At 63.2% G+C, this 24,008-nt stretch carries 19 protein-coding genes and 3 pseudogenes; 11 read left to right on the top strand and 11 right to left on the bottom strand.

The window, feature by feature from the left end; translation table 11 throughout:
* The first annotated feature begins 1 nt into the window (after position 1).
* A complete protein-coding gene (leuD, locus tag F6X62_RS11460; protein WP_153773550.1) occupies positions 2 to 610 on the top strand; it encodes a 3-isopropylmalate dehydratase small subunit in 609 nt (202 codons plus the stop codon).
* Between the two features lie 82 nt (positions 611 to 692).
* On the top strand, positions 693 to 2,021 hold the full coding sequence (locus F6X62_RS11455) for a 2-hydroxycarboxylate transporter family protein (protein ID WP_256674027.1): 1,329 nt from the start codon (positions 693 to 695) through the stop codon (positions 2,019 to 2,021).
* A gap of 32 nt (positions 2,022 to 2,053) precedes the next feature.
* On the opposite strand, the gene F6X62_RS11450 is transcribed toward F6X62_RS11455, so the two are convergent.
* Positions 2,054 to 2,968, bottom strand: a complete 915-nt coding sequence (locus tag F6X62_RS11450; protein ID WP_153773548.1) for a LysR substrate-binding domain-containing protein — start codon at positions 2,966 to 2,968, stop codon at positions 2,054 to 2,056.
* 82 nt (positions 2,969 to 3,050) lie between these two features.
* Complete coding sequence (locus tag F6X62_RS11445) at positions 3,051 to 4,370, bottom strand: Na+/H+ antiporter family protein (RefSeq protein WP_151924765.1); 1,320 nt, start codon at positions 4,368 to 4,370, stop codon at positions 3,051 to 3,053.
* Positions 4,371 to 4,613: 243 nt separating this feature from the next.
* On the opposite strand from F6X62_RS11445, the pseudogene F6X62_RS25640 reads away from it, so the two are divergent.
* The 4 genes and pseudogenes from F6X62_RS25640 to F6X62_RS11430 form a co-directional block, all read left to right on the top strand.
* Positions 4,614 to 5,909 (top strand): annotated as a pseudogene (locus F6X62_RS25640) (HAMP domain-containing protein); the annotation flags it as partial.
* A gap of 102 nt (positions 5,910 to 6,011) precedes the next feature.
* Positions 6,012 to 6,767, top strand: a complete 756-nt coding sequence (locus F6X62_RS25635) for a methyl-accepting chemotaxis protein (RefSeq protein WP_371926297.1) — start codon at positions 6,012 to 6,014, stop codon at positions 6,765 to 6,767.
* Positions 6,768 to 6,889: 122 nt separating this feature from the next.
* Positions 6,890 to 7,915 carry an ABC transporter substrate-binding protein gene (locus F6X62_RS11435; protein WP_153773546.1) on the top strand — a complete coding sequence of 342 codons (1,026 nt, stop codon included), beginning with the start codon at positions 6,890 to 6,892 and terminating at the stop codon, positions 7,913 to 7,915.
* A 150-nt stretch (positions 7,916 to 8,065) separates the two neighbouring features.
* The gene (locus F6X62_RS11430; RefSeq protein ID WP_232233037.1) at positions 8,066 to 9,151 is read left to right on the top strand and encodes a TerC family protein; all 1,086 of its coding nucleotides are present in this window, start codon (positions 8,066 to 8,068) and stop codon (positions 9,149 to 9,151) included.
* Positions 9,152 to 9,174: 23 nt separating this feature from the next.
* Here F6X62_RS11430 and F6X62_RS11425 read toward each other — a convergent pair whose 3' ends face one another.
* Positions 9,175 to 10,404 (bottom strand): acyl-CoA dehydrogenase, encoded by a 1,230-nt coding sequence (locus F6X62_RS11425; protein WP_153773545.1) that lies wholly within the window; start codon positions 10,402 to 10,404, stop codon positions 9,175 to 9,177.
* A 142-nt stretch (positions 10,405 to 10,546) separates the two neighbouring features.
* Here F6X62_RS11425 and F6X62_RS11420 point away from each other — a divergent pair, with 142 nt between their 5' ends.
* From F6X62_RS11420 to F6X62_RS11405, 4 genes are all read left to right on the top strand, one after another.
* Positions 10,547 to 11,485 carry a LysR family transcriptional regulator gene (locus F6X62_RS11420; RefSeq protein ID WP_054891282.1) on the top strand — a complete coding sequence of 313 codons (939 nt, stop codon included), beginning with the start codon at positions 10,547 to 10,549 and terminating at the stop codon, positions 11,483 to 11,485.
* A gap of 93 nt (positions 11,486 to 11,578) precedes the next feature.
* Positions 11,579 to 12,622, top strand: coding sequence for a hypothetical protein (locus F6X62_RS11415; protein ID WP_153773544.1), 1,044 nt, complete (start codon positions 11,579 to 11,581; stop codon positions 12,620 to 12,622).
* Positions 12,623 to 12,781: 159 nt separating this feature from the next.
* Positions 12,782 to 13,936 (top strand): cysteine desulfurase family protein, encoded by a 1,155-nt coding sequence (locus F6X62_RS11410; protein ID WP_153773543.1) that lies wholly within the window; start codon positions 12,782 to 12,784, stop codon positions 13,934 to 13,936.
* A gap of 105 nt (positions 13,937 to 14,041) precedes the next feature.
* On the top strand, positions 14,042 to 14,674 hold the full coding sequence (locus F6X62_RS11405) for a LysE family translocator (protein ID WP_153773542.1): 633 nt from the start codon (positions 14,042 to 14,044) through the stop codon (positions 14,672 to 14,674).
* 6 nt (positions 14,675 to 14,680) lie between these two features.
* Here F6X62_RS11405 and F6X62_RS11400 read toward each other — a convergent pair whose 3' ends face one another.
* The 6 genes and pseudogenes from F6X62_RS11400 to F6X62_RS25625 form a co-directional block, all read right to left on the bottom strand.
* The gene (locus F6X62_RS11400; RefSeq protein WP_065862796.1) at positions 14,681 to 15,058 is read right to left on the bottom strand and encodes a response regulator; all 378 of its coding nucleotides are present in this window, start codon (positions 15,056 to 15,058) and stop codon (positions 14,681 to 14,683) included.
* Positions 15,059 to 15,102: 44 nt separating this feature from the next.
* The gene (locus F6X62_RS11395) at positions 15,103 to 16,329 is read right to left on the bottom strand and encodes a hybrid sensor histidine kinase/response regulator (RefSeq protein ID WP_063544794.1); all 1,227 of its coding nucleotides are present in this window, start codon (positions 16,327 to 16,329) and stop codon (positions 15,103 to 15,105) included.
* Positions 16,323 to 16,898, bottom strand: coding sequence for a chemotaxis protein CheB (locus F6X62_RS11390; protein ID WP_153773541.1), 576 nt, complete (start codon positions 16,896 to 16,898; stop codon positions 16,323 to 16,325). The genes F6X62_RS11395 and F6X62_RS11390 overlap by 7 nt, the downstream gene beginning before the upstream one ends.
* Positions 16,895 to 17,716 (bottom strand): protein-glutamate O-methyltransferase CheR, encoded by an 822-nt coding sequence (locus F6X62_RS11385; RefSeq protein ID WP_063544792.1) that lies wholly within the window; start codon positions 17,714 to 17,716, stop codon positions 16,895 to 16,897. Before F6X62_RS11385 ends, F6X62_RS11390 begins: the two co-directional genes overlap by 4 nt.
* Positions 17,713 to 18,939: pseudogene (locus F6X62_RS25630) on the bottom strand (response regulator); the annotation flags it as partial. The gene F6X62_RS11385 and the pseudogene F6X62_RS25630, both read right to left, overlap by 4 nt.
* Positions 18,940 to 19,041: 102 nt before the next feature.
* Positions 19,042 to 21,180: pseudogene (locus F6X62_RS25625) on the bottom strand (CHASE3 domain-containing protein); the annotation flags it as partial.
* A gap of 260 nt (positions 21,181 to 21,440) precedes the next feature.
* Between F6X62_RS25625 and F6X62_RS11375 the strand changes: the two are divergent.
* Entirely contained in the window at positions 21,441 to 21,791 is a 351-nt protein-coding gene (locus F6X62_RS11375; RefSeq protein WP_063544790.1) for a response regulator, read from the top strand.
* A gap of 8 nt (positions 21,792 to 21,799) precedes the next feature.
* On the opposite strand, the gene cobF is transcribed toward F6X62_RS11375, so the two are convergent.
* Positions 21,800 to 22,549, bottom strand: coding sequence for a precorrin-6A synthase (deacetylating) (cobF, locus tag F6X62_RS11370; RefSeq protein ID WP_063544789.1), 750 nt, complete (start codon positions 22,547 to 22,549; stop codon positions 21,800 to 21,802).
* 65 nt (positions 22,550 to 22,614) lie between these two features.
* Positions 22,615 to 23,904, bottom strand: a complete 1,290-nt coding sequence (locus F6X62_RS11365) for an OprD family porin (protein ID WP_153773539.1) — start codon at positions 23,902 to 23,904, stop codon at positions 22,615 to 22,617.
* Positions 23,905 to 24,008 lie beyond the last annotated feature (104 nt).

The raw sequence follows: 24,008 nt of genomic DNA, 5'->3' as shown, positions 1-24,008 counted from the left end.
CATGCAACCCTTCCTCACCGAAACGGGTATCGCCGCCCCATTCCTGGCCGCCAACGTCGACACCGACGTGATCATGCCCAAGCAGTTTCTCAAGGGCATCGATCGCAATGGCTTGGACCGTGGGGTGTTCTTCGACCTGCGCTTTGCCGCGGGCGGCGCGCCGAACCCTGAGTTCGTGCTCAACCAGGCACCCTGGCAGGACGCGCGCTTTCTGGTGGTCGGCCCCAACTTCGGCTGCGGCTCGAGCCGCGAACACGCGGTATGGGGCCTCAAGCAACTGGGGATCCGCGCGTTGATCGGCAGCAGCTTTGCCGGGATTTTCTTCGACAACTGCCAGCGCAACGGCGTACTGCTGATCCAGCTCGAGGAGGCCCAAGTCAAAGAGATCGGGCAATGGGTCAGCGAGCCCGGCAGCGCTGAACTGAGCATCGACCTGGAGCAACAACGGATTGCGCTGCACGACGGTCGCAGCATCGACTTTGAGATCGATCAGTTGCGCAAGCAGGCGTTGCTGCTGGGGCTCGATGCCATCGGCAGCACGCTGCAACGTACCGAACAGATCCGCGCCTTCGAAGCACGGCATCTGCAGGCTAATCCGTGGCTGGCCTGAGCCGCCAGGGACGACACAAGCCCGCCCGGACACGGGCGGCGCTTCACGGCTCCTCGTACAACAACAAATAGAGGACATGCACATGAACAAGACCCTGGCGCCCAGCGCCGAACACACGCCCGTCCAGCGCCGGCTCAACGCGCTGCTCACCTACCCGATCGGTGTGATCCCCCTGCCCTGTTTCATCGGCATCGCCCTGATCGTGTTCTGCTCGGCACACTTCGGTTACCTGCCCAAGACCATGATCGGTGGCCTGGCGGTGATCATGACCATGGGCGTGTTCTTCGGCCAGCTCGGCCAGCGCCTGCCACTGCTCAAGGAAATTGGTGGCGGTGCGATCCTCTGCCTGCTGTTGCCCTCGGTGCTGGTGTTCCATGGCTTCTTCGGCAGTGCCACGCTGGATGCGACGAAGATGCTGATGAAGGATGCCAACTTCCTTTATTTCGTCATCGCAAGCCTGGTGGTGGGCAGCATCCTGGGCATGAACCGCTTCATCCTGGTCCAGGGCATGATGCGCATGTTCGTGCCGCTGGTGGCCGGCACCCTGGCGGCGATCGCGGCGGGAATACTGGTGGGCGTGCTGTTCGGCTATTCGGTCCACCACACCTTCTTCTACATCATCGTGCCGATCATCGGCGGCGGCATCGGCGAAGGCATCCTGCCCTTGTCGCTGGCCTATGCACACATTCTCGGCGGCAGCCCCGAGCAGTACGTGGCGCAACTGGTGCCAGCAGCCGTGGTGGGCAACATCGTCGCGATCATCTGCGCCGGCGCCCTCGCGCGCCTGGCCGGCAAGCGCCCGCAGCTCAGCGGTGACGGCATGCTGATCCGCGCTCGCGAAGAAAACGACAAGTTCAAGGAGCAGGCCGACGACGAGGCCATCGACTTCCGCTACATGGGTGCTGGTGTGCTGCTGATCTGTACCTTCTTCGTCCTCGGCGGCCTGCTGGAGAAGCTGGTGCACATCCCGGGGCCGGTGATGATGATCGTGGTCGCGGTCCTGTTCAAATACCTGCGCGTACTGCCCACGCACCTGGAAAAAGGCAGCAAGCAGTTCTACAAGCTAGTGTCGACAGCCTTCATCTGGCCGGTGATGATCGGCCTGGGCATGCTCTATGTACCCCTGGAAAGCGTGATGGGCGTGTTCTCCATCGGCTATGTACTGGTCTGTGCCTCGGTGGTGTTGGCCATGACCCTGGCAGGATTCCTGATCGGCAATCTGCTGAAGATGTATCCGGTCGAGTCGGCCATCGTCACCTGCTGCCACAGTGGGTTGGGCGGCACTGGCGATGTGGCGATTCTTTCGGCATGCAACCGCATGGGGCTGATGCCTTTCGCGCAGATCTCCACGCGCCTGGGCGGCGCCGCGACGGTGATCGGCGCAACCCTGCTGCTGGGCCTGTTCAACTGAACGCAACAGGGGCCACGGCGTGGCCCCTGGCTTCAACCCAGCAACACCCTGAAGTGCCGCTCGAGAAACTCCACGCACACGCGCAGTTTCGCCGAGTCCGCCAGGCGCGTCGGGTACACCGCCCAGACGTTGGCGCTCTGGGTGTAATCATGCAGCACCTGCACCAGCCGACCGCTCTCCAGCAGCGGCCGTACATCCCAGTACGAACGCAGCAGGATGCCCCGCCCGCCCAGCGCCCACTGCAGGACGATCTCGCCATTGTTCGACGACAGCGGCCCGCTGACCCGCATCGTTTCTTCACGCCCGGCATGCTGCAATTGCCACACACCGAACGGGTTGTTGCGCTCCTTGAGCACCAGGCAGTCGTGATTGTCGAGATCCTTGAGATTCAGCGGCGTACCACGCTGGGCAAGGTATTCGGGCGTGGCGCACAGCACGCGCTGATTGCTCGCAAGCTTGCGCCCGATGTGCTGCGCCGGCAGGTCGTCGCCGATACGGATTTCAAGGTCGAAGCCTTCGGCGACGATATCCACCACACGGTCGAACACGTCCAGGCGAATCTCCAGGGCCGGATACGCCGCCGACAACTGCGCCACAGCAGGTGCGACATGGTTGCGGCCGAAGCCGAAGCTGCTGCACAGGTGCAGCACGCCGCGCGGCTCCTGGCGCACCTGTTTCATCTCGCCGACGAAGTCGTCCATGTCACCGAGAATGCGGATGGCCCAGCGCTGGGCACGCTCTCCGGCGTCGGTGAGGGCAATGCTGCGGGCGTTACGGTGCAGCAGCCGCGTGCCCAGCGCCACCTCCAGCAAGCGGATGCGCTTGCTGACATAGGCTGGTGACAAGCCCAGTTCGTCCGCTGCCGCTGCAAAACCTGACTTGCGGATCACCGTGAGGAAGACGCGCAGGTCTTCCGGCAGCGGCGATTCGGCACGAGGTGTGTTCATTGGAGGTGCTCCCGAAGCGATTGATTCACGCTTCGGGCATGATGCCAGCCCTACCGGTTAGCGACAATCGATCCGATCGGGCCTAAAGCACCATCGCCGCTACCCAGCCAAACGCCAGCAGCGGCAGGTTGTAATGAATGAAGGTCGGCACCACCGTGTCCCAGATATGGTGATGCTGGCCATCGACGTTCAGGCCCGAGGTCGGCCCCAAGGTCGAGTCCGAGGCAGGCGAGCCAGCGTCGCCCAACGCACCGGCCGTGCCGACGATGCACACCGTGGCCAGCGGGTCGAAGCCCAACTGCACACACAGCGGCACGAAGATCGCGGCAAGAATCGGCACGGTGGAGAAGGACGAGCCGATGCCCATGGTCACCAGCAACCCCACCAGCAGCATCAGCAAGGCACCGATACCCTTGCTGTGGTCGATCCACTGCGCCGAGGTCTCGACCAGGCTCTTCACCTCGCCGGTGGCCTTCATCACCTCGGCAAAGCCCGAGGCCGCGATCATGATGAAGCCGATCATGGCCATCATTTTCATGCCCTCGGTGAACAGATCGTCGGTCTCGCGCCAGCGCACGATGCCCGACAGCGAGAAGATCAGGAAACCGACCATCGCACCGATGATCATCGAATCCAGCCACAACTGGATGATGAACGCCGCAGCGATGGCTGCGCCGGCCACCAGCAACGTCAGTGGGTTGTACTGCACACTGACCTGCTCGACCTCTTCGATGCGCGCCAGGTCGTAGTCACGCTTGCGCCGATAGCTGATGAACACCGCCACCAGCAGGCCAACGAGCATGCCCGCCGCCGGGATGGCCATCGCGTGGGTGACGTTGACGCCGCTGATGTCCACGCCCGCGCGGCTGACGTTGGCCAGCAGGATCTGGTTGAGGAAGATGTTGCCAAAACCCACGGGCAGGAAGATGTACGGGGTAATCAGGCCGAAGGTGATCACGCAGGCGATCAGGCGCCGGTCGATGCGCAGGCGTGTCAGCACGTACAAGAGCGGCGGCACCAACAGCGGGATGAAGGCGATGTGAATCGGCAGAACGTTCTGCGACGACACCGCAACCACCAGCATCAGGCCGATCAACAGCCACTTGAGCTTACCGCTCTGTGCCTGCCCCTGGCGGTCGATCATCGCCAGGGCGCGGTCAGCCAGGGCGTGAGCCAGGCCCGATTTGGCGATGGCCACGGCGAAGGCGCCGAGCAACGCGTACGACAACGCCACCGTCGCGCCGCCGCCCAGGCCGCCATTGAAGGCCGCGAGCGTGCCCTCGATCCCCAGGCCACCGACCAGGCCCCCGGTCAGGGCGCCAACGATCAGGGCGATGACCACATGCACGCGGGACAAGCTCAGTACCAGCATGATACCGACCGCGGCGATCACTGCATTCATGGTGTGCAATACCTCATTACGACAGACAAAAAGCGGGCGCTCCGGCGACAAGCTGCGCTGGGCAGCGGCCGGACCATGGGTGTTGTTATGGAGGGCGCACACTCTGAAGCACTGGGAGGAGGATGTCAAAACTGCCGAGGGATGGCGTTTGTATAGGCGTTTTTATCTTTATTGAACGTTCATATAAAGAAAAGCCCGGTCCCGCCGAAACAGTCGTCAGCCCCAGCTCTACTATTACAAGGGATGTACACCATGCCGTTGCGTCAACTTTCCATCCAATGGAAGATCACCCTGCTCGCCGGGTTGTGCCTGGCCAGCATCGTCACATTGCTCGTCGGCCTCTCGTTGTATCGCATGGACCACAGCTCGGATCTGGTCAAAGCCAGCAGCTCGCAGATGCTCACCGAATCCGCCCAGGCCCGTATCGAATCTCAAGGCGAGGTCCAGGCCCTGAGCATTCGCCGTCAGTTCATGGACGCCTACCAGTACGGTGCCGGCTTCGCCCGTCAGGTCCTGTTCCTGCGCGAACAGGCCGAAAACCGCTTCATCGACGCCCACGACCTGCGCCAGGACATGACCGCCCAAGTCCGCGCCGCCCTGCAGGCCAACCCCGACCTGCTCGGCCTTTCGCTGGTATTCGAAGCCAACGCCCTGGACGGCAAGGACAAACTGTTCAGCGGCCTCGCGGAGCTTGGCAGCAACGAAACCGGGCGCTTCGCCCTGTACTGGTCGCAGCCGCGCGCGGGCCAACTGACCGCCATGGCGTTGCCCGAGCGTGATATGGCCAACACCCAGATCGGCCCCAGCGGCGAGGCGGCCAATACCTGGTGGGCCTGCCCGCGCAGCACCGGCAAGGTCTGCGTGATCGAGCCCTACTTCTATGAGATCGCTGGCCAGCAAGTGCTGATGACCAGCATCGTCTTCCCGCTGATGGTGGACGGCAAGGTGATCGGTACCCTGTCCATCGACACCAACCTGAACAGCTTGCAGGCCCTGAGCGAAGACGCCAGCCGCAGCCTCTACGAAGGTCGCACCAAGGTCGGCATCCTCAGCCCCGCGGGCCTGCTGGCCGGCTACAGCCCGGACGCCGGCAAGCTGGCCGAGCGCTTCGACCAGGTCGATACCCGCCAGGGCGCCGAGCTGGTGCGCAAGCTGACCGCCGGCAAGCTGCAGGTACTTCACGACCAGCAACGCCTCAAGGTACTGGCCGCGTTCGCACCGATTCCCGGCGGCAAGCCTTGGGGTGTGCTGCTCGACGTACCGGAAAGCGCCCTGACCGGCCCTGCCGACGCGCTAAAGCGCGAACTCGACGTGCTCAACACCAGCGGCACCCTGCTCGAGCTGGGCCTGGGCCTGGCTGCGGCGATCGCCGGCCTGCTGGCGGTGTGGCTGATGGCGCGCGGGGTAACCCGGCCGATCCTCGGCGTGGCAGCGATGCTCAAGGATATCGCCAGCGGCGAAGGTGACCTGACCCGTCGCCTGAACTACGACAAGCGCGACGAACTGGGTGAGCTGGCCGGCTGGTTCAACCGCTTCCTCGACAAACTGCAACCCACCATCGCCGAGGTCAAACGCTCAGTGCAGGCAGCACGCGGCACGGCCGACCAGTCTGCTGCCATCGCCAGCGAAACCAGTGCGGGCATGGAGCAGCAGTACCGCCAGGTCGACCAGGTCGCGACCGCCTCCCACGAAATGAGCGCCACCGCCCAGGACGTCGCCCGCAGCGCGGCCCAGGCAGCGCAAGCCGCGCGCGAGGCCGACCAGGCCACCCGCGAAGGCCTGGCCGTGATCGATCGGACCACTGACAGCATCGATGCGCTGGCCGCCGACATGAGCAGCGCCATGGCCCAGGTCGAGGGGCTGGCGCAAAACAGCGAGAAGATTGGTTCGGTGCTGGAGGTGATTCGCTCCATCGCCGAGCAGACCAACCTGTTGGCTCTCAATGCGGCCATCGAGGCCGCGCGCGCCGGGGAAGCCGGGCGTGGTTTCGCAGTGGTCGCCGACGAAGTCCGCAACCTCGCGCGGCGTACCCAGGAGTCGGTGGAAGAGACCCGCCAGGTGATCGAGTCGCTGCAGGCCGGCACCCGTGAGGTGGTTGGCGCCATGGACAGCAGTCATCGTCAGGCCCAGGGCGGCGTGGAGCAGGTCGGCCAAGCGGTCACCGCGCTGCAGCGCATCGGCCAGGCGGTCACCGTGATCAGCGACATGAACCTGCAGATCGCCTCGGCCGCCGAGGAACAGAGCGCGGTGGCCGAAGAGATCAACAGTAACGTGGCCACCATCCGCGACGTGACCGAATCGCTGTCAGGTCAGGCCAATGAGTCGGCGCGGGTCAGCCAGTCGCTGAACAGCCTGGCCAACCAGCAGCAGGGGCTGATGGACCAGTTCCGGGTCTGAACACGCCTGCGCGATGCCAGCCTGGCATCGCGCAGGGATCGCCGCCAGCCGCCGAACCAGGCCGCTGCCCTCGTCGTCTACACTTTGCCCGACCCCACGAATTGGCAATCGACGAGGCCATCATGAAGAAAATTCCAACCTTGCTGGCCGGCCTGCTGCTCGCGCTGGGCCTGGCCAGTACCGACAGCGCCGCACGCGCCGAGTCAGCCAAACCCATCCAGTTCGGCGCCATTGGCTGGGAAAGCGGCGCCCTGACCACCGAAATCCTGCGCCTGATCGTCGAGAACGGTTACGGCTACCCCACCGATACCCTCCCCGGCAGCACCGTCAGCATGGAAGTCGCGCTGGCGAAAAACGACCTGCAAGTGATCGCCGAAGAATGGGCCGGGCGCAGCCCGGCCTGGGTCGACGCCGAGAAAAAGGGCGAGGTGTTCGCCTTGGGCGACACCGTGAAGAACGCAGTCGAAGGCTGGTATGTGCCGGCATACGTAATCGAGGGCGACCCGGCGCGCAACCTGAAGCCGCTGGCGCCAGAACTCAAGAGCGTCGCCGACCTCAAGCGCTATGCGCAGGTATTCAAAGATCCCGAGGCGCCGACCAAGGGTCGCTTCCTCAACAGCCCAAGCGGCTGGACTTCAGAGATCGTCAACAGCCAGAAGCTCAAGGCCTACGGGCTCGATGGGCTCTACAGCAATTTCCGCACCGGCTCAGGCGCCGCCCTCGACGCTGAAGTCAGCTCGGCTGTTCGCCGTGGCCAACCGGTGCTGTTCTATTACTGGAGCCCGACACCGCTGATGGGCCGCTTCGATTTCGTGCGCCTGGAAGAGCCCGCTTATGACGCCCAGGCCTGGGCCACCTTGACCGACCCGGCCAACCCCGCCCCACGTGGCAGCAGTTCGCTGCCCGCCAAACTGTCGATTGGTGTATCGAAGGCCTTCAAGACCCAATACCCGGACCTGGTGGCCTTGTTCGAAAAGGTCGACTTGCCAATCGACACCCTCAACCAGGCCCTGGCCATCATGAGCGAGAAACGCCAGGACCCGCGAGAGGCGGCCAAGGTATTCCTGCGCGAGCATCCACAGGTCTGGAAAGCCTGGATGCCACCTGCAGTGGCGCAGAAAGTCGGCGACGCGCTCGGGAAACCGTGATCAGGCAAAGAAATGTAACACCCCTCCCCCTTGGCCCCGGCACTCCATGGACTAGGCTTACACCCATGTGATGCCGGGCCCCTCTGACGGTTTGCGCCGCCATGTCGGAATCACTGTTGCCATGCAACGTCGACAATCAAGGAGGGGCTCATGACAGCTCTGCAGACATTCCTCACAACACCCCTGCTCGGCACCAGCACCTGGCTGTGGCTGGTATTCGTCACCATCGTCATCGCCCTGCTGGTCCTCGACCTGGGCGTGCTGCACCGCCAGGAACGCGAAATCGAAATGCGCGAAAGCCTGCTGCTTTACTCGGGCTACTTCAGCGTGGGCGTACTGTTCGGGGTATGGGTGTGGTACGAGCTTGGCGCCCAGTCGGCATTGGAGTTCTACACGGGCTTCCTGGTCGAGCAGTCGCTGTCGATGGACAACGTGTTCGTCATGGCGATGATCTTCAGCTTCTTCGCCATCCCTCGCCGTTACCAGCACCGCGTGCTGTTCTGGGGCATCCTCGGCGTGGTAGTCCTGCGTGCGATCATGATTGGCGTGGGCGCCGCGCTGGTACAGAACTTCGCCTGGGTGCTCTACCTGTTCGGTGCGTTCCTGCTGTTCACCGGGGTGAAGATGGCGCTTTCCAGGGAAGATAGCCATCCGGACCTGGCCAACAACCCGGTGCTGCGCTTCGTGCGCAGGCACATGCGGGTCACTGACCAGATCCACGGCAAGCACTTCTTCGTCCGTCTCACACCACCCGGCCAGAGCAAGGCGTTACGTTACGCCACCCCACTTTTCCTCGCCCTGGTGCTGATCGAACTGGCCGACCTGGTATTTGCCGTCGACAGCGTGCCGGCGATCTTCGCCATCACCCAGGACCCGTTCATCGTCTACACCTCGAACATCTTCGCCATCCTCGGCCTGCGCTCGCTGTACTTCGCCCTGTCAGCCTTGATGCACCGCTTCGTCTACCTCAAGTACGCCCTGGCGTTGGTGCTGATCTTCATCGGTTGCAAGATCTTCTACCACGGGTTGGTGGGCAAGGTGCCGGCGCTGCTGTCGCTGGGCGTGACATTCGGGTTGCTGCTGGGCGGCGTGGTGCTGTCGCTGTTCAAGACCCGAGGCAGCGAAGGGCAAGAACCTGCCCTGGCCCAGGACAGCCCGAGCAAGGCCGAAGCGACCGCTGGCGACACCGCGCCAGGATCATCCAAGGCCCCTACCACGAACCACACCGGCCCTTGACGGCAAGGACCTGCCCAGCGGGCTTACTGCCCGCTGCGCAGCATCTCCTTGGGCACATACTTGCCGATCTCGTACTTGCCGATCGCCGCCCGATGCACTTCGTCGGGCCCGTCGGCCAGGCGCAGGGTGCGCTGCATGGCATACATGTAGGCCAGCGGGAAGTCGCCGCTGACACCGGCACCACCATGAATCTGGATAGCGCGGTCGATCACCCTGAGCGCGACGTTCGGCGCCACCACCTTGATCTGGGCAATCTCGCTACGCGCCACCTTGTTGCCGGCGGTGTCCATCATGTACGCCGCCTTGAGGGTCAGCAGGCGCGCCATATCGATTTCCATCCGCGAGTCGGCGATCTTGTCGACGTTGCCTCCCAGCCGGGCCAGCGGCCGACCGAACGCGGTGCGGCTTACCGCACGCTTGCACATCAGCTCCAGGGCACGTTCGGCCATGCCGATCGAACGCATGCAATGGTGGATACGTCCCGGCCCCAGGCGCCCCTGGGCAATCTCGAAACCACGCCCTTCGCCAAGGATGACGTTCTCGTAAGGCACGCGCACGTTATCGAACAGCACCTCGGCATGACCATGGGGCGCGTCGTCGTAACCGAACACCGGCAGCGGGCGCACGATCTTCACCCCGGGCGCATCGGTAGGCACCAGCACCATCGAATGCTGCTGGTGGCGCGGGCCATCGGGGTTGGACAGCCCCATGAAGATCATCACCTTGCAGCGCGGGTCGCAGGCGCCGGAGGTCCACCACTTGCGCCCGTTGATCACCCACTCGTCACCATCACGCACGGCGGTGGCAGCCATGTTGGTGGCATCGGAGGAAGCCACATCAGGTTCGGTCATGGCAAAGGCCGAGCGGATCTCGCCACGCAGCAGCGGTTCCAGCCACTGCTGCTTCTGCGCCTCGCTGCCATAGCGCACCAGCACTTCCATGTTGCCGGTATCCGGCGCCGAGCAGTTGAAAGGCTCTGGCCCCAGGAGCGAGCGCCCCATGATCTCGGCCAGCGGTGCGTACTCCAGGTTGGTCAGCCCCGCGCCGTACTCGGACTCAGGCAGAAACAGGTTCCACAGCCCTTCGGCCCGGGCCTTGGCCTTGAGCTCCTCCATGATCGCGGTGGGCTGCCAGCGGTCACCCTCGGCAACCTGGCGCTCGAACACCGCTTCGGCGGGATAGACATAAGTGTCCATGAACGCAGTGACGCGCTCGCGCAGAGCCTGGACCTTGGGCGTATAGGCGAAATCCATCTGGGCTACCTTTGCGGAATGAAGAACATGCAGCAGAGCCTAGAGCAGTGCAGGTCAATCCACCTAGTCTATTTTCGGCGTGTATTAACATTCATAACCGATATATGATCGGCGAATAACATCAACAACACGTGGCGCCCTTATGAACCTCAGCAAGGTCGATCTCAACCTGTTCATCGTCTTCGACGCCATCTACACCGAAGCCAACCTGACCCGTGCCGGGCAGATCGTCGGCATCACTCAGCCTGCCGTATCCAATGCCCTGTCACGCCTGCGCGAAACCTTCAACGACCCGCTGTTCGTGCGCACCGCCCAAGGCATGGTGCCGACACCGATGGCACAGAACATCATCGGCCCGGTGCGTAATGCCCTGGCCCTGCTGCGTACCTCGGTGCAGGAAAGCCGGATCTTCAATCCGCAGCAGGCCAGCAAGACCTTCCGCATCAGCATGACCGACCTCACCGAAGCGGTGGTCTTGCCGCTGCTGTTCCAGCGTTTGCGCCGCCTGGCGCCGGGCGTGGTGATCGAGAGCTTCCTGTGCAAGCGGCGCGAGACTACCAAGGAGCTGGCCGCAGGTCGCCTGGACTTCGCTGTCGATGCCCCGCTGAACACCGATCCACAGGTGCGCCACGTCAAGCTGATGCAGGACCGCTATGTCTGTGCCCTGCGCCAAGGCCACCCCTTGGGCGAGGCCAAGCTGACCCTCGACAGCTACCTGGGCATGACCCATATCCATATTTCCAGCCGTCGCAACGGCCTGGGCTACGTCGATCTGGCACTGGGCAAGATGGGCGTGCAGCGCAAGATCGCGCTGCGCTCCCAGCACTACCTGATGGCCTCGCAGGTGCTGCAGCAGACCGACATGGTGATGACCGTCCCTGAGCGTTTCGCACGCCGCCATCAGTTGCGCTACCTGACGCTGCCGGTAGAAGTCCCGCCACTGGAAACGCACCTGTACTGGCATGAAAGCACTGATCAGGACCCGGCCAACCGCTGGATGCGCGAGCAGATCATCGAACTGTGCCAGCAGGTGGTGGCGCAGGATGAGCGAGAGATTGCCGCGCAGGCCGCTGCCGACTGAGCGAAGGCGGTGCATACGATGATGGCACACTGGACGAACGGTGCCATCACCTCTAGCATCTGCGCCGCCCTCACCCAACGCTCAAGGACGATCATGCTCGCCACCGCAGCACGCTCCATCACTCTGGTTGCCGCTTGCGCACTGCTCGGCGCCTGCAGCTTCAACGGCACCTACCAGGACAGCAGCCGCACTGACGCGGCAAAACTGCGCTACGTCTCCAACACCTCCAACTCGACGCTGGATGTCTACCGGGGTCCCCGATGCGAGGGCAGCACCACCGGCCTGCTCAACAACTTCCTGGCCAGAGACACTCGCCGTCGCGCCGACATGCGCGTGCCACCCACCGCCGACACCCGTGGCTACCTGGAGATCCGCCTGGAGCCCGACCAGCCACTCTATCTGTTTGCCAACACCTTGAGCACCGGTGGCGCGCCCTGCTCGATCGGGGTCACCTTCACCCCCGCCGCCGGTTCGGAGTACGAAGTGAGCGTCGACCGCAGCGACGGTTACTGCATGCTTCAACTCACCCGCCTGCAACGCATCGACGGCAAGGATGTACGCATCCCCTACCCGCTGAACGATGAGCCCTTGGCAAGCTGTAGCGGCACCTCGCCGCTGTTCCCGCTACCGCCCACTCCGCTGCCTGCCTCCGTGCAACGCAGCGCGATGATCGAAAGCCTCATCAATGACAGCCTGGCCTCGTCCGGCGCAGTGATCGACATACTGCAAGCCGGCAACCTGCAGCAACCTCCGGCCGATCAGCAGATCGCCGAACGTCGCAAGGCCTTGGGCAATGCCACGCTGCCCGATGCCTACTGGGACCAGTACCGCGCCAATCTGCAGCATTTCGAGCAAGCCCTTGGCCAGGTCAAGCCCCTCGCCCAGGCCAGATTCCGCGACAATAACCGCAAGTACCTCAACAGCGTGCAGGACCAGCAGTTGCAGATCTGGGCGGGTCTGGAGTTGGGTAACCGCTACAATAGCCGCGAGGTTCGCATGCGCGACATGAGCCGTTACTACGCGCGGGTCTACCGCCAGATCACCGCTGAAGCGAAGCTCGAACACCTGCGGGCCATGGCGCAGCTTGACCGGCAATACGGCGTTTGCGAACGCTTCGAAGGGTGCTGGAGGCTTTGATGCAACGGCCAGCCAGAATAGTTTTCTTCTGGCTGGCCTCAAGCAGAAAAATATTTCTACGGAACACTGAGAAAGGCGAAAACAAGAAAAACTTCTTCCCTCGCGACTCCCCTAGCATGCTCACATCATTCTTCAGCCTCTGCTCGCACGGTCCCACCTATGCACAACTCACCGCTGTACCTCGACTACGCCGCCACCACCCCAGTCGATGACCGGGTCATCGAAAGCATGCTGGCCTGCATGGGCCACCAGGCGCATTTCGGCAATCCTGCGTCCAGCGGTCACGCCTTCGGCCAGGCCGCCCGCGAGTTGGTGGAACAGGCCCGTTGCCAGGTCGCCGAACAGGTCGGCGCGGCGCCCGAATCGCTGGTATGGACGTCCGGTGCCACCGAGTCGAACAACCTCGCCCTCAAGGGCATCGCCCAGGGCGCCGGCCAGCCCGGTCACTTGATCACCAGCCAGCTGGAACACAAGGCCGTGCTCGACACGGCCGCCGAACTGGAGCGCCAGGGCTGGGCGGTCACAAGGCTGGCGCCGGATGCACAGGGGCTGATACAGCCCGAAGCCGTCCAGGCCGCCCTGCGTGCCGACACCCGCCTGGTATCGCTGATGGCGGTCAACAACGAGCTGGGCACCACCACCGACTTCAGCCGGATCGGCGAATGCGTACGCGCACATGGCGCACTGTTACATGTGGATGCCGCCCAGGCCGTGGGCAAGGTCAGCATCGACCTGGCGCGCCAAGCCGTCGACCTGATGTCGTTTTCCGCACACAAGGCCTACGGCCCCAAGGGCATTGGCGCACTGTACGTCGGCAGCCGCGCGCGCTCCTGCCTGCAGGCGCAGATGCATGGTGGTGGCCATGAAGGTGGGCTGCGCTCCGGAACGCTGCCGGGGCATCAGATCGTCGGCATGGGAAGTGCCTTCGCCCTGGTCGGCGCCCTGGCCGCAAGCGAGCACGAGCGGATCAAGGCACTGTCGCAACGCCTGCGTGACGGCCTGCTGGCCTTGCCGGGTGTGAGCCTCAACGGTTGTGCCGAACAGCGCATCCCACACACCTTGAACCTGTGCATCGAGGCCAAGGGCTTCAGCAGTGCGGCATTGGCGAGCGAACTGGCCATTTCCACGACCTCGGCGTGCAACTCGGCCAGTAACGCTGCATCCCACGTGCTGCTGGCCCTGGGGCTGAGCGAGCAGCAGGCACGCAGCAGCGTACGCATCAGCCTGGGGCGCTACAGCACCGAGGCTGATGTGGACAAGGCGCTCGAGGTGTTCGGGCGGGTCATTGCAGCGGGCGCCGTGGCGCTCTGGTAGCGACGCCTTCTGTCAGGTACGGACAGTGAAGTAAAACCCATTGCCATGGCATCCGGCGCCGATTACTGACATCTTGGCGCTTTCCCCTGCGAAGGAACGCGTTCCATGGCATTGCATCTCTGGCTGACGTTTTCCCTGGCCTATCTGATCACCTCGCTCACCCCGGGCCCCAACGTCCTGCTGACCGTACGCAACGCTCTGCGTTACGGCCCGTCCGGCATGGGCATGACGCTGCTGGGCAACCTCAGTGCGCAGTTGCTGCTGATCAGCGGTGTGGCGATGGGCGTCGGTGCGTTGTTGATCTCGCTGCCGGCGGCATTTCTGGCGTTGAAGCTGGTGGGTGCGGGGTATCTGATCTATCTGGGCCTGCGTCAGTTGCTGTCACGGGACAAGCCCAAGCTGCCCGCAGGCGAGATCACCCCGGTAGCGCCACGCGCGAAATGGCGGATCGGTGTCGAAGCCTTCCTGGTGTCGGCGAGCAACCCCAAGACCTTGGTGTTCTTCTGCGCCTTCCTGCCACAATTCCTTGAACCTGGCCGGCCGATCTTCGGCCAGTTCGCAGCAATGTTCATCAGTATCGCGGCCATCGTCGGGCTGGTGCATTCGTTCTACTGCTTCACCGCCTACCGCTTCGGCCAGCGCCTGAAGGCCTCGCGCCTGGCAGCCTGGTTCAAACGCGCCACCGGTGCGCTGTTCATCGGGCTGGGTGTGCGATTGCTCAGCACCAAGGCGGTGTAAGTCCCGTTATCTGAGCAATGCCTGGATCTGTTCATGCAGGGTGTCGAGGTCGAACGGTTTGGCCAGGATCGGCGCCTTGCGCGCGATCGGGCTGCCAGACTCGAGGATCTCCGCGGGATAGCCGCTGATGAAGATCACCTTGAGGTCCGGGCGCAGCTTGACCGCAGGCTCGGCGATATCAACCCCGGAAATCCCGCCTGGCAGGCGAAAGTCCGTGACCATCAGGTCCAGGTGCGGCTTGCTCGCCAGAATCGCGAACGCCTGCTCACCATCCTCGGCCACCAGCACGTGATAGCCCTCGCCCGCCAGGTAGTCGCGCAGGATCATCCGGATGACCGGTTCGTCCTCGACCACCAGCACCACATCTTGTGCATCTTCGCTCATGACAACGCCTTGAATTTCAAATAGTTGGCCATCTGACCACCAGGTCACACAGAGGTTGCCTGCGCCTGGTCACTTTGTTGATCGGCCGTCGCCAGCGGCAGCAGGATGCTGAACGTCGCACCCTGCCCCTCTTGGCTCTCGACCTGGATTCGTCCACCGTGGGCCTGCACGATCTGCTCGGAAATATACAAGCCAAGCCCCAATCCACCACTGGCCTGGTGCGCCGCAACCCGCTCGAACTGCTGGAAGATCCGCTGCTGGTTGGCGGCACTGATGCCGATGCCGTGATCCTGGACCTGCACACAGGCCATGCCGGTTTGCTCGAACACCCGCACCTGGACCGGGCGTCGCTCGCCATAGCGCAAGGCATTGGACAGCAAGTTGGCCAGCACCTGCTCGATACGGAACTCGTCCCACTCCCCCTGCAGCGCGTCGCAGCGTTGCAGCTCGATGTGGGTGTCCAACGCCGTTGCCTGGGCCGAGAAGTTCTCCACCAGGCCGCGCACCAACTGCGACAAGTCGAACAGCCGCGGGCGGATCGACAGCTTGCCGGTGCGGATGCGCGACACGTCGAGCATGTCCTCGATCAGCCGGATCAAGCTGTTGATCTGCCGTTCGTCACGCTCGACCATCGCATGCAGGTGGGTTTCGCTGAACGCCGCGAGGTTGCCCCGCGACAAATGCATCTTGCGCAGCTGGGTCTCCAGGATCAGGCCGTTGAGCGGCGTGCGCACTTCGTGGGAAACGATCGACATGAAGTCATCGCGCATGCGCACCGCACGCTCCAGCTCGCTGCGTGCCACCTGCAGCTGGGCAAGCAGTTGCTCCTGCTCCTGCCGGCTGCGCTCGAGCGCTTCCAACTGACGCCCGAGCACCTGGCGCTGGCGATAAAGGTCGACGAACACCGACACCTTGCTCTTGACCGCCTGGGTGTCCAACGGCTTGTGCAGGAAGTCCACCGCGCCGCTCTCGTAGCCCTTGAAGGCGTAGTTCATCTCGCGGCCAGCAGCGCTGACGAAGACGATCGGAATGTTCTTGGTCTTCTCCATGCCGCGCATCAGCTCGGCCAGCTCGAAACCATTCATGCCCGGCATCTGTACATCGAGGATGGCCAGGGCGAACTCGTGCTCGAGCAGCAGCGACAAGGCCTGCTCGGCCGACTGGGCGCGGTGCACCTCACGGTCCTCACCCTGGATCAGGGCATCGAGGGCCAGCAGGTTTTCCGGCAGATCGTCGACGATCAGCAGTTTGGCGATGATGTGGCTTAGCATGCGCTGGGTTCCAGGGTGGCGAGCAACTGCCCGATACCGCTCAGAGAAAGAATATGGTCGGGGCGATGCAGGGCCAGTGCGGCCTCCGGCATCAGCGCAACCTGTGCGTCGCGGGGGTCCTGGACCACGGTCCGGCCTCCGCACTTCTTGATGCAGGCAAGGCCCTCGGCGCCGTCTTCGTTGGCACCGGTGAGCAGCACGCCGAGCAGCCCTTCGCCATAGGCATCGGCAGCCGAGGCGAAAAGGAAGTCGATCGCCGGGCGCGAAAAGTGTACCGGTGCCTCCTGGCTCAGCGACAGGCTCAGGTCGCGCTCCACCGACAGGTGATAACCGGGCGCTGCAACATAGATCTGCCCGGCCTCGATCCGTTCCTTGTCACGAGCCTCGCGCACCGGGCGATGCAACCGGCGATGCAGCACCTCGGCCAGTTGGCTGTGGCGGTCATCCGGCAGGTGCAGCACACACAGCACAGGCTGGGCGAAGCCCTCTGGCAAGCCGCCAAGCACCTCGAACAAGGCCGCGACGCCGCCGGCCGAGGCGCCGATGACCACTGCGCGCACGCCGTTCATGTCTTGCGGTAGATCCGCTCGGGCCTGACCAAAGGCTCGAAGCGGTCGCTATAGGCCGAAAAATCCACCGATTCCTTGCTGCCCAGGAACAGGAAGCCGCGATGGCACAACGACTCGTGGAACAGCCCCAGGGCACGGTCCTGCAAGTCTTTGTTGAAGTAGATCAGCACATTGCGGCATGACACCAACTGGGTTTCGGAAAACACGCTGTCGGTGGCCAGGCTGTGGTCGGCGAAAGTCACGTTGTCACGCAGGCTGCTGTCCATGATGGCGTTGCCGTAGGCAGCAGTGTAGTACTCGGAGAAGTCGCGCCGCCCTCCGGCCTTGCGGTAGTTCTCCTCGTACTCGCGCAGGCTTTGCATCGAGTAGATGCCCTGCTTGGCCTTCTCCAGCGAGCTGGGGTTGATGTCGGTGGCGTAGATGATGGTGCGCTCCAGCAACCCTTCCTCGCGCAGCAGGATGGCCATGGAGTACACCTCCTCTCCCGTGCTGCAACCGGCGATCCAGATTTTCAGTGAGGGCCAGGTGCGCAACAGCGGCACCACCTCCTCGCGCAAGGCGAGGAAGTGGTCAGGGTCGCGGAACATCTCGCTGACCGGGATCGTCAGGTATTGCAGCAACTGCATGAACATGCCCGGGTCGTGCAGTACCCGCTCCTGCAGCGCAGTCACGGTACGGCAGTCGAACTGTCGCAGGGCATGGAGGATCCGGCGCTTGATCGACGCGCCTGAGTAGTCACGGAAGTCGTAGCTGTACTTGAGGTAGATCGCCTCGATCAGCAGCCGGATCTCAATATCGGTGTTGCGTTCGCTAGTCAAATTCGCTCCAGTTGCGGCAGCCAGACGCGGATCAGGGAGAACAGGCGGTCGAGGTCGATCGGCTTGGCCAGGTAATCGTTGGCACCCGCCTGCAGGCAACGCTGCTGGTCATCCTTCATGGCCTTGGCCGTCACGGCGATGATCGGCAGCTTGCGCCAGCGGGGCTGCTGGCGGATCAGCCGGGTCGCTTCATAGCCGTCCATTTCCGGCATCATCACGTCCATCAGCACCAGGTCGACATCATCGTGCTGTTCAAGGCGCTCCAGCGCTTCACGGCCGTTGCGCCCGATCTCGACGATAGCGCCCTTGTGCTCCAGGGCACTGGTCAGGGCGAAGATGTTACGCACATCGTCGTCCACCAGCAGGATCTTGCGCCCCTCGAACACCTTGTCGCGGCTGCGCGCGGTCTTGAGCATGCGCTGGCGCTCGTGGGACAGTTGCGACTCGACCTTGTGCAGGAACAGCGTCACTTCGTCGAGCAGGCGCTCCGGCGAGCGCGCGCCCTTGATGATGATCGAACGCGAGTACTTGAGCAGGTCGGCTTCTTCTTCGCGGGTCAGGTTCCGCCCGGTGTAGACGATCACTGGCGGGAAGCTGCGGATGTCTTCGGCCGTCATGCGCTTGAGCAGCTCGTTGCCGAGCATGTCGGGCAGCTTGAGATCGATGATCATGCAGTCGTAGATGTTTTCGCGCAGCAGCTCCAGGGCCTCCTGGGCCATGGCCACGGCGGTGATCTCGATGTCGTCGTCGCCGATCAGGCGGGCGATGCTCTCGCGCTGCAGGTCGTCGTCCTCCACCAACAGGATGTGCTTGAGCTTCTGCGTCAGCTTGGCTTCCAGGCGGCTGAACACCTCCTTGAGCTCCTCGCGGCTGGCCGGCTTGACCGCGTAGCCCACCGCGCCCATGTGCATGGCGGCCTCGACGCGGTCTTCCACCGAGATGATGTGCACGGGGATATGCCGGGTGTTGGCCTGTTCCTTGAGGCGCTGTAGCACAGTGAGCCCGGAATGGTCGGGCAGACGCATGTCCAGCAGCACCGCATCAGGCACGTACTGTGCCGCCAGGGCGAAGCCTTCGTCGGCGCCATGGGCGACCAGGCAGTTGTAGCCCAGTTCATGGGCCAGGTCGTAGAGGATCCGGGCGAAATTCGGCTCGTCCTCGATCACCAGGATGCAGCGATTGGCGAACGGCGCCTGCTCGCGATCGTCGGCAAATGCGGGAATCGGCAGCGGCTGCTGAGGTGCAGCCAGCGCGCGCGGTGCCGGCGGCAACTGATCGAGGGTCGGGCGCAGGCTGTGGGCCTCTTCCTGTCCATCCACCGATTCGTAGCGCTCGGGAATGATCAAGCTGAACACGCTGCCCTGGCCGGGACTGCTGTCAACGCTGATCTGGCCACCGAGCAAGTGCGCCAGGTCGCGTGAGATCGACAGGCCCAGACCGGTACCACCATAGCGGCGGTTGCTGGTGCCGTCGACCTGATGGAAGGCACCGAAGATTGCCTGTTGCTGGTCGGCGGCGATACCGATGCCGCTGTCACGCACGGCAAAGACGATGCCCATGCCGACCTGATGACTGATGTTCAGGCTTACCTGACCACGCTCGGTGAACTTGATGGCGTTGGACAGCAGGTTCTTGAGGATCTGCTCCAGACGCTGTCGGTCGGTGAACAGGGTCGCCGGCACCTGCGACTCCAGCTTCACCTCGAAACTCAGGCCCTTGTCATCGGCCAGCGGCTGGAACATGCCACGCAGTCCTTCGACCAGGCGCACCACCTGGGTGGTCTCAGGACGCACTTCGAGCTTGCCCGCCTCGACCTTGGCGATGTCGAGAATATCGTTGATCAGGTTGAGCAGATCGTTGCCAGCCGAATAGATCGACTCGGCAAACTTGACCTGTTCCTGGCTGAGGTTGCCCTCGCCATTCTCGGCCAGCAGCTTGGCCAGGATCAGCGAACTGTTGAGCGGCGTGCGCAGCTCGTGGGACATGTTGGCGAGGAATTCGGACTTGTACTTGCTGGAACGCTGCAGGTCCTCGGCACGCGCCTGCAGTTCCACCTGCGCCGCATTGAGCTCGGTGTTCTTGCGGTCCAGGGCGACGGTGCGCTCGGCCAGTTGCTCGTTGGTCTGCTCGAGCTCGGCCTGCTGGGTCTCCAGGTGGGCCTGGGACTCCTTGAGTACACGCGACTGCTCTTCGAGTTCCTCGTTGGCAGTCTTGAGTTCCTCTTGCTGGACCTGCAGCTCTTCATTCAACTGCTGGGTCTCGGCAAGCACTTCCTGCAGACGCTGGCGATAGCGTGCGCTCTCGATGGAGATGCCGAGGTTGTCGGCGATCCGCTCGAGCAGCTCGCCGTCACGCTCCTGCAATGGGCGCAGGAAACCCAGCTCAAGCACGCCATTGACCTGGCCATTGTCACTCGCCGGGACCAGCAGGGCACTGCGCGGCAGGCCGCTGCCAAGCCCCGAACTCAAGCGGTAGTAGTCCTTGGGCAGGTCGTCCAGGCGCAGCTGGCGTCGCTCGCGCACCACCTGGGCCAACAGGCTCTCATGCTCGCCGACCACCTGCTCGCGCCCCTGCTGGTCGGCATCGAGCCCATAGCTGGCCACGCGCACCAGGCGCCCATGGCTGTCACGGATATACAGCGCACCCACCACGCTACCCAGATAGCTGGCAAAAAAACGAAGGATGTTGTCGCCCAGCATGGTCAGCGTCAGTTGCCCAAGGACCTCCTGCGCCAACTGGGTCTGCCCGTTGCGCAACCAGGCCTGGTGTTCAAGACGCTCGGCAGAGCGCTGTTGGGCCTGCAGGTTGCTGACATAGCTTTCGGACAGCGCCAACAGGTCACGCCGCCCCAGGTAGGCCAGCAGCGCACTGAGGCCGACGATGAACAGCACGAATGCGCTGATCGCGGTGACGGTGACCGTGCTGACCTTCTCGTTGCGCGTCATGCGCAGTTGCTGTTCGGTGGCAACGAAGTCGTCGAACTCCTTGCGGATCTCGTCGGTGATGCGCTTGCCGCGACCACTGCCGATCACCCCGCGAAAATCGCCCTGGTCGCGGCGCACCTTGATCAGTTCGCTACCGAACTCGTTCCAGGCGCGCTGAAGGGCCACCAGGCGGTCGATACGATCGACCTGCGGTGGGTTGTCCAGGACCATGCCACGCAGGCTGTCCAGACTGCTGAAGATTCTCGGCTTGGCCACCTCATAGGGGTCGAGGAAGCGCTCGTCGCCGGTGATCAGGAAACCGCGCATGCCGGTTTCCATGTCGATCGACAGCTTGACCGTTTCGTTGGCATTGCCAATCACCCGATCGGTGTGCTCGACCCACTGCATGGCCGAGAGCAAATAGTTGATCACCGCAACGAAGGCGACGGCGCCCAGCAGGCCGACACCCAACGGGAGGCCTACGTTACGGCTCAGCAGCTTGCGAAAACTGCGTTGATCCATGGAGGCTGCTTGAATCATCTGATAACGCCCGAGCGAAATAAGTCCATTGAACAGTGTGTGGCCACTACATTCAGTCATTGTTGTATGCCGCTGCCACGCCCACACCTGGTGCGAGTCTAACCAGCTTTGCCTGATCTGGCAGGGCATTTAGCCAGTATTTGAAGCTATCCGCAGCCAATCGTTCCATCCGATTGCAGGGGCCGCTATCCTGACGGAACTTCTGCCTGTGCGACAGGCACAGAGTAAAGACATTTCCCTTACGCGACAGGATTCAAACCATGCACCTTCTGGTAGTCGAAGACGACGACATCGTTCGTATGCTGATGGTCGACGTGCTCGACGAATTGGGCTACACCACCATCGAGGCGCAGGACGCCACCACAGCCTTGAGGATTCTCGAGGATGGCACACAACCCCTGTCGCTGCTGATGACCGATGTCGGCCTTCCTGACATGCGCGGCGAAGCGCTGGCCGCCAAGGCCCGGGAAATCCGACCGCTGCTACCGGTGCTGTTCGCCAGTGGCTACGCCGAGAACGTCAATGTCCCCGAGGGCATGCACCTGATCGGCAAGCCATTCAGCATCGACCAACTGCGCGACAAGGTCGTGGAAATCCTCGGGACGCCCTGACCCGGGCCTCACCCTTCACGGCGCAACAGGTAGGTATCCATGATCCAGCCCTTGCGCCGCCGCGCGTCTTCGCGCACTTGCACGATCTGTGTCTTGACCTCCACCAGCTTGCCCGCCACCAGGATCTCGTCTGCCGTTCCCAGATAAGCCCCCCAATAGATCGTCAGGCCCGGGTCGTCCAGCGCGGTGAACGCGCACTGTCCATCGAGCATCACCACGACGTTGTCGATCACCGCCTGCTCGGCCAGGCGCCGCGCTGGCAGTACGATCAGGGGTTCGCCAATGCGGTTCAGCGCGATCCGGTGCCGCGCGGCCAAGGCCTGGACACTGCTGATCCCGGGGATGATTTCAAGCTGCAGCGCCACCCCGCGCTCGCGCACCAGGTCGAGAATGCGCAAGGTGCTGTCATACAGCCCCGGCTCGCCCCACAACAGGAAGGCGCCGATATCGTCGGCCGCCAGCTCATCCTCGAGCATGCGGGCGTACAGGGCTGCGCGCGCGCGGTGCCAGTCCTGCACCGCACCGACATAGTCCTGGTGCTGCCCGTCCCGCCGCGGATCCTCCAACTGCACCAGACGATACCCACCCTCGGGGACATAGCGCTCGAGCATGAGTTTGCGCAGTTGCAACAGCTCATGCTTGTCGCCACCTTTATCGAGCACGAAGAAGACCGTCGCGCGGCGCAACGCGTCGACGGCCTCGAAAGTGACCTGACGGGGGTCGCCCGGGCCTATACCGATCAACAGAAGTTGCTTCATGGCATTGCCTCGCTGCCCGTACCGCCGTTCATTGTTCATCGCCCAGGGGTATTTGGCAAAGTGCTTCAGAACACCGAGAAGTTGTAACTGACGATGACCCGTGTCTCGTCCATGTCACGCGCCCATCGTTCGTAGTTGCTGCGATACGTGGAGTTGCGCAGACGCACGCTGAGATCTTTGAAGGTGCCGCTCTGGACCTGGTACTTGAGTTCGCTGTCACGCTCCCATTCCTTGCCTTGGGCGCTGCTGCCCGGCACCTGGATATGATCACCGTTGATATAGCGAGTGAAGAAGCTCAAGCCAGGAATGCCCAACGCCTTGAAATCGTAGTCATACCGCAATTGCCAGGAACGCTCATCGGCGGCTGCGAAGTCGTTGACCTGAGCGTAATTGACCAGATAAGGGTTGCTGCCATCCAGATAAGGCATGGCGCTGTCGCCATACATGCGTTGCCAGCCGGCACTGAACTTGTGCCCGCCCAGGCTGTAGCCGAGCATGCCGCTGAACGCCCGATGCTCGATCTCACCGGCGCGTGCGTTGCCGATATCGTCGCTCTTGATCAGGCGCACGTCCGCAGAAAGCGCGCCCACCGCCAAAGGTTGCGTGGCGACCAGCCCGAGGAAGTGCTGGCGGTAGATGTTCTCGAGCTTCGACACCTGGTACTGGGCACTGAGGCGATCATTGACGCGGTAATCGACGCCCGCCAGATCGAAGTGGTCGGCCTGGATATCGCAGGCGTAACGCTTGTTCTTGCAGTGCACGCGAATATCCTGGCGATCACTGGAGTCTCGCGCGGTGTACTTGTCCAGGCGGGCCACGGTGAACTTCAGGTCGCGCAACTCTTCGGACGTCAGCATTGCACCATGGAACATGGTGGGCAGTAGACGACCATCGTTGTACTTGAGCAGCGGCACGTCCGGCATCATCGCGCCATAACGCAGTACCGTCCGGGACACCTTCATCTTTGCCGCCACGCCCAGCTTGGCGTATTGATCGGCAGAATGGCGCGGGTCATGCCCACGTGAGGGCAGCAGACCACTGTTGCTGTCGGCGGGGCTGGAATCGAGCTTGAAACCTAGCATGCCCAGCGCATCGACACCGAACCCGAGCGTGCCGTCGGTGTAGCCGGAACGGGCATCGAGAATGAAACCCTGCGCCCATTCCTCGCGCTTGGAAGCACCCTGGGCAGAACTGCTGTGGCCGTCACGAAAGTCCCGGTTGAAATAGACATTGCGCGCCTCGACCTTGGCGTGACTGTCTTCGAAAAAACCATCGGCCTGCGCACCGGCTGCCGCGCACAACAAGGACAGGCCGGCAATACTGCGGCCACGGGCGAGAGGAAAGGGAGAGAACATGCAGGGGAACATCCAGAAGAGGCGAGAAACATGCCGATGCACTATCGGGCACACGTGCCGCGAGGCACTCGACATTAAACGAAGACGACGCGCCATTTTCACGC

Origin of the sequence: Pseudomonas sp. MNR3A (genome assembly GCF_009650575.1) — a bacterium.
GTDB classification, from domain to species: domain Bacteria; phylum Pseudomonadota; class Gammaproteobacteria; order Pseudomonadales; family Pseudomonadaceae; genus Aquipseudomonas; species Aquipseudomonas machongensis.
This window is presented reverse-complemented; position numbering and strand designations above follow the sequence as displayed.

What these genes read in the sequence shown, in the direction of transcription:
- leuD (WP_153773550.1), top strand. Translation starts at nt 2, where the DNA reads ATGCAACCCTTCCTCACCGAAACGGGTATCGCCGCCCCATTCCTGGCC.
- F6X62_RS11455 (WP_256674027.1), top strand. Translation starts at nt 693, where the DNA reads ATGAACAAGACCCTGGCGCCCAGCGCCGAACACACGCCCGTCCAGCGC.
- F6X62_RS11450 (WP_153773548.1), bottom strand. Translation starts at nt 2,968, where the DNA reads ATGAACACACCTCGTGCCGAATCGCCGCTGCCGGAAGACCTGCGCGTC.
- F6X62_RS11445 (WP_151924765.1), bottom strand. Translation starts at nt 4,370, where the DNA reads ATGAATGCAGTGATCGCCGCGGTCGGTATCATGCTGGTACTGAGCTTG.
- F6X62_RS25635 (WP_371926297.1), top strand. Translation starts at nt 6,012, where the DNA reads ATGGAGCAGCAGTACCGCCAGGTCGACCAGGTCGCGACCGCCTCCCAC.
- F6X62_RS11435 (WP_153773546.1), top strand. Translation starts at nt 6,890, where the DNA reads ATGAAGAAAATTCCAACCTTGCTGGCCGGCCTGCTGCTCGCGCTGGGC.
- F6X62_RS11430 (WP_232233037.1), top strand. Translation starts at nt 8,066, where the DNA reads ATGACAGCTCTGCAGACATTCCTCACAACACCCCTGCTCGGCACCAGC.
- F6X62_RS11425 (WP_153773545.1), bottom strand. Translation starts at nt 10,404, where the DNA reads ATGGATTTCGCCTATACGCCCAAGGTCCAGGCTCTGCGCGAGCGCGTC.
- F6X62_RS11420 (WP_054891282.1), top strand. Translation starts at nt 10,547, where the DNA reads ATGAACCTCAGCAAGGTCGATCTCAACCTGTTCATCGTCTTCGACGCC.
- F6X62_RS11415 (WP_153773544.1), top strand. Translation starts at nt 11,579, where the DNA reads ATGCTCGCCACCGCAGCACGCTCCATCACTCTGGTTGCCGCTTGCGCA.
- F6X62_RS11410 (WP_153773543.1), top strand. Translation starts at nt 12,782, where the DNA reads ATGCACAACTCACCGCTGTACCTCGACTACGCCGCCACCACCCCAGTC.
- F6X62_RS11405 (WP_153773542.1), top strand. Translation starts at nt 14,042, where the DNA reads ATGGCATTGCATCTCTGGCTGACGTTTTCCCTGGCCTATCTGATCACC.
- F6X62_RS11400 (WP_065862796.1), bottom strand. Translation starts at nt 15,058, where the DNA reads ATGAGCGAAGATGCACAAGATGTGGTGCTGGTGGTCGAGGACGAACCG.
- F6X62_RS11395 (WP_063544794.1), bottom strand. Translation starts at nt 16,329, where the DNA reads ATGCTAAGCCACATCATCGCCAAACTGCTGATCGTCGACGATCTGCCG.
- F6X62_RS11390 (WP_153773541.1), bottom strand. Translation starts at nt 16,898, where the DNA reads ATGAACGGCGTGCGCGCAGTGGTCATCGGCGCCTCGGCCGGCGGCGTC.
- F6X62_RS11375 (WP_063544790.1), top strand. Translation starts at nt 21,441, where the DNA reads ATGCACCTTCTGGTAGTCGAAGACGACGACATCGTTCGTATGCTGATG.
- cobF (WP_063544789.1), bottom strand. Translation starts at nt 22,549, where the DNA reads ATGAAGCAACTTCTGTTGATCGGTATAGGCCCGGGCGACCCCCGTCAG.
- F6X62_RS11365 (WP_153773539.1), bottom strand. Translation starts at nt 23,904, where the DNA reads ATGTTCTCTCCCTTTCCTCTCGCCCGTGGCCGCAGTATTGCCGGCCTG.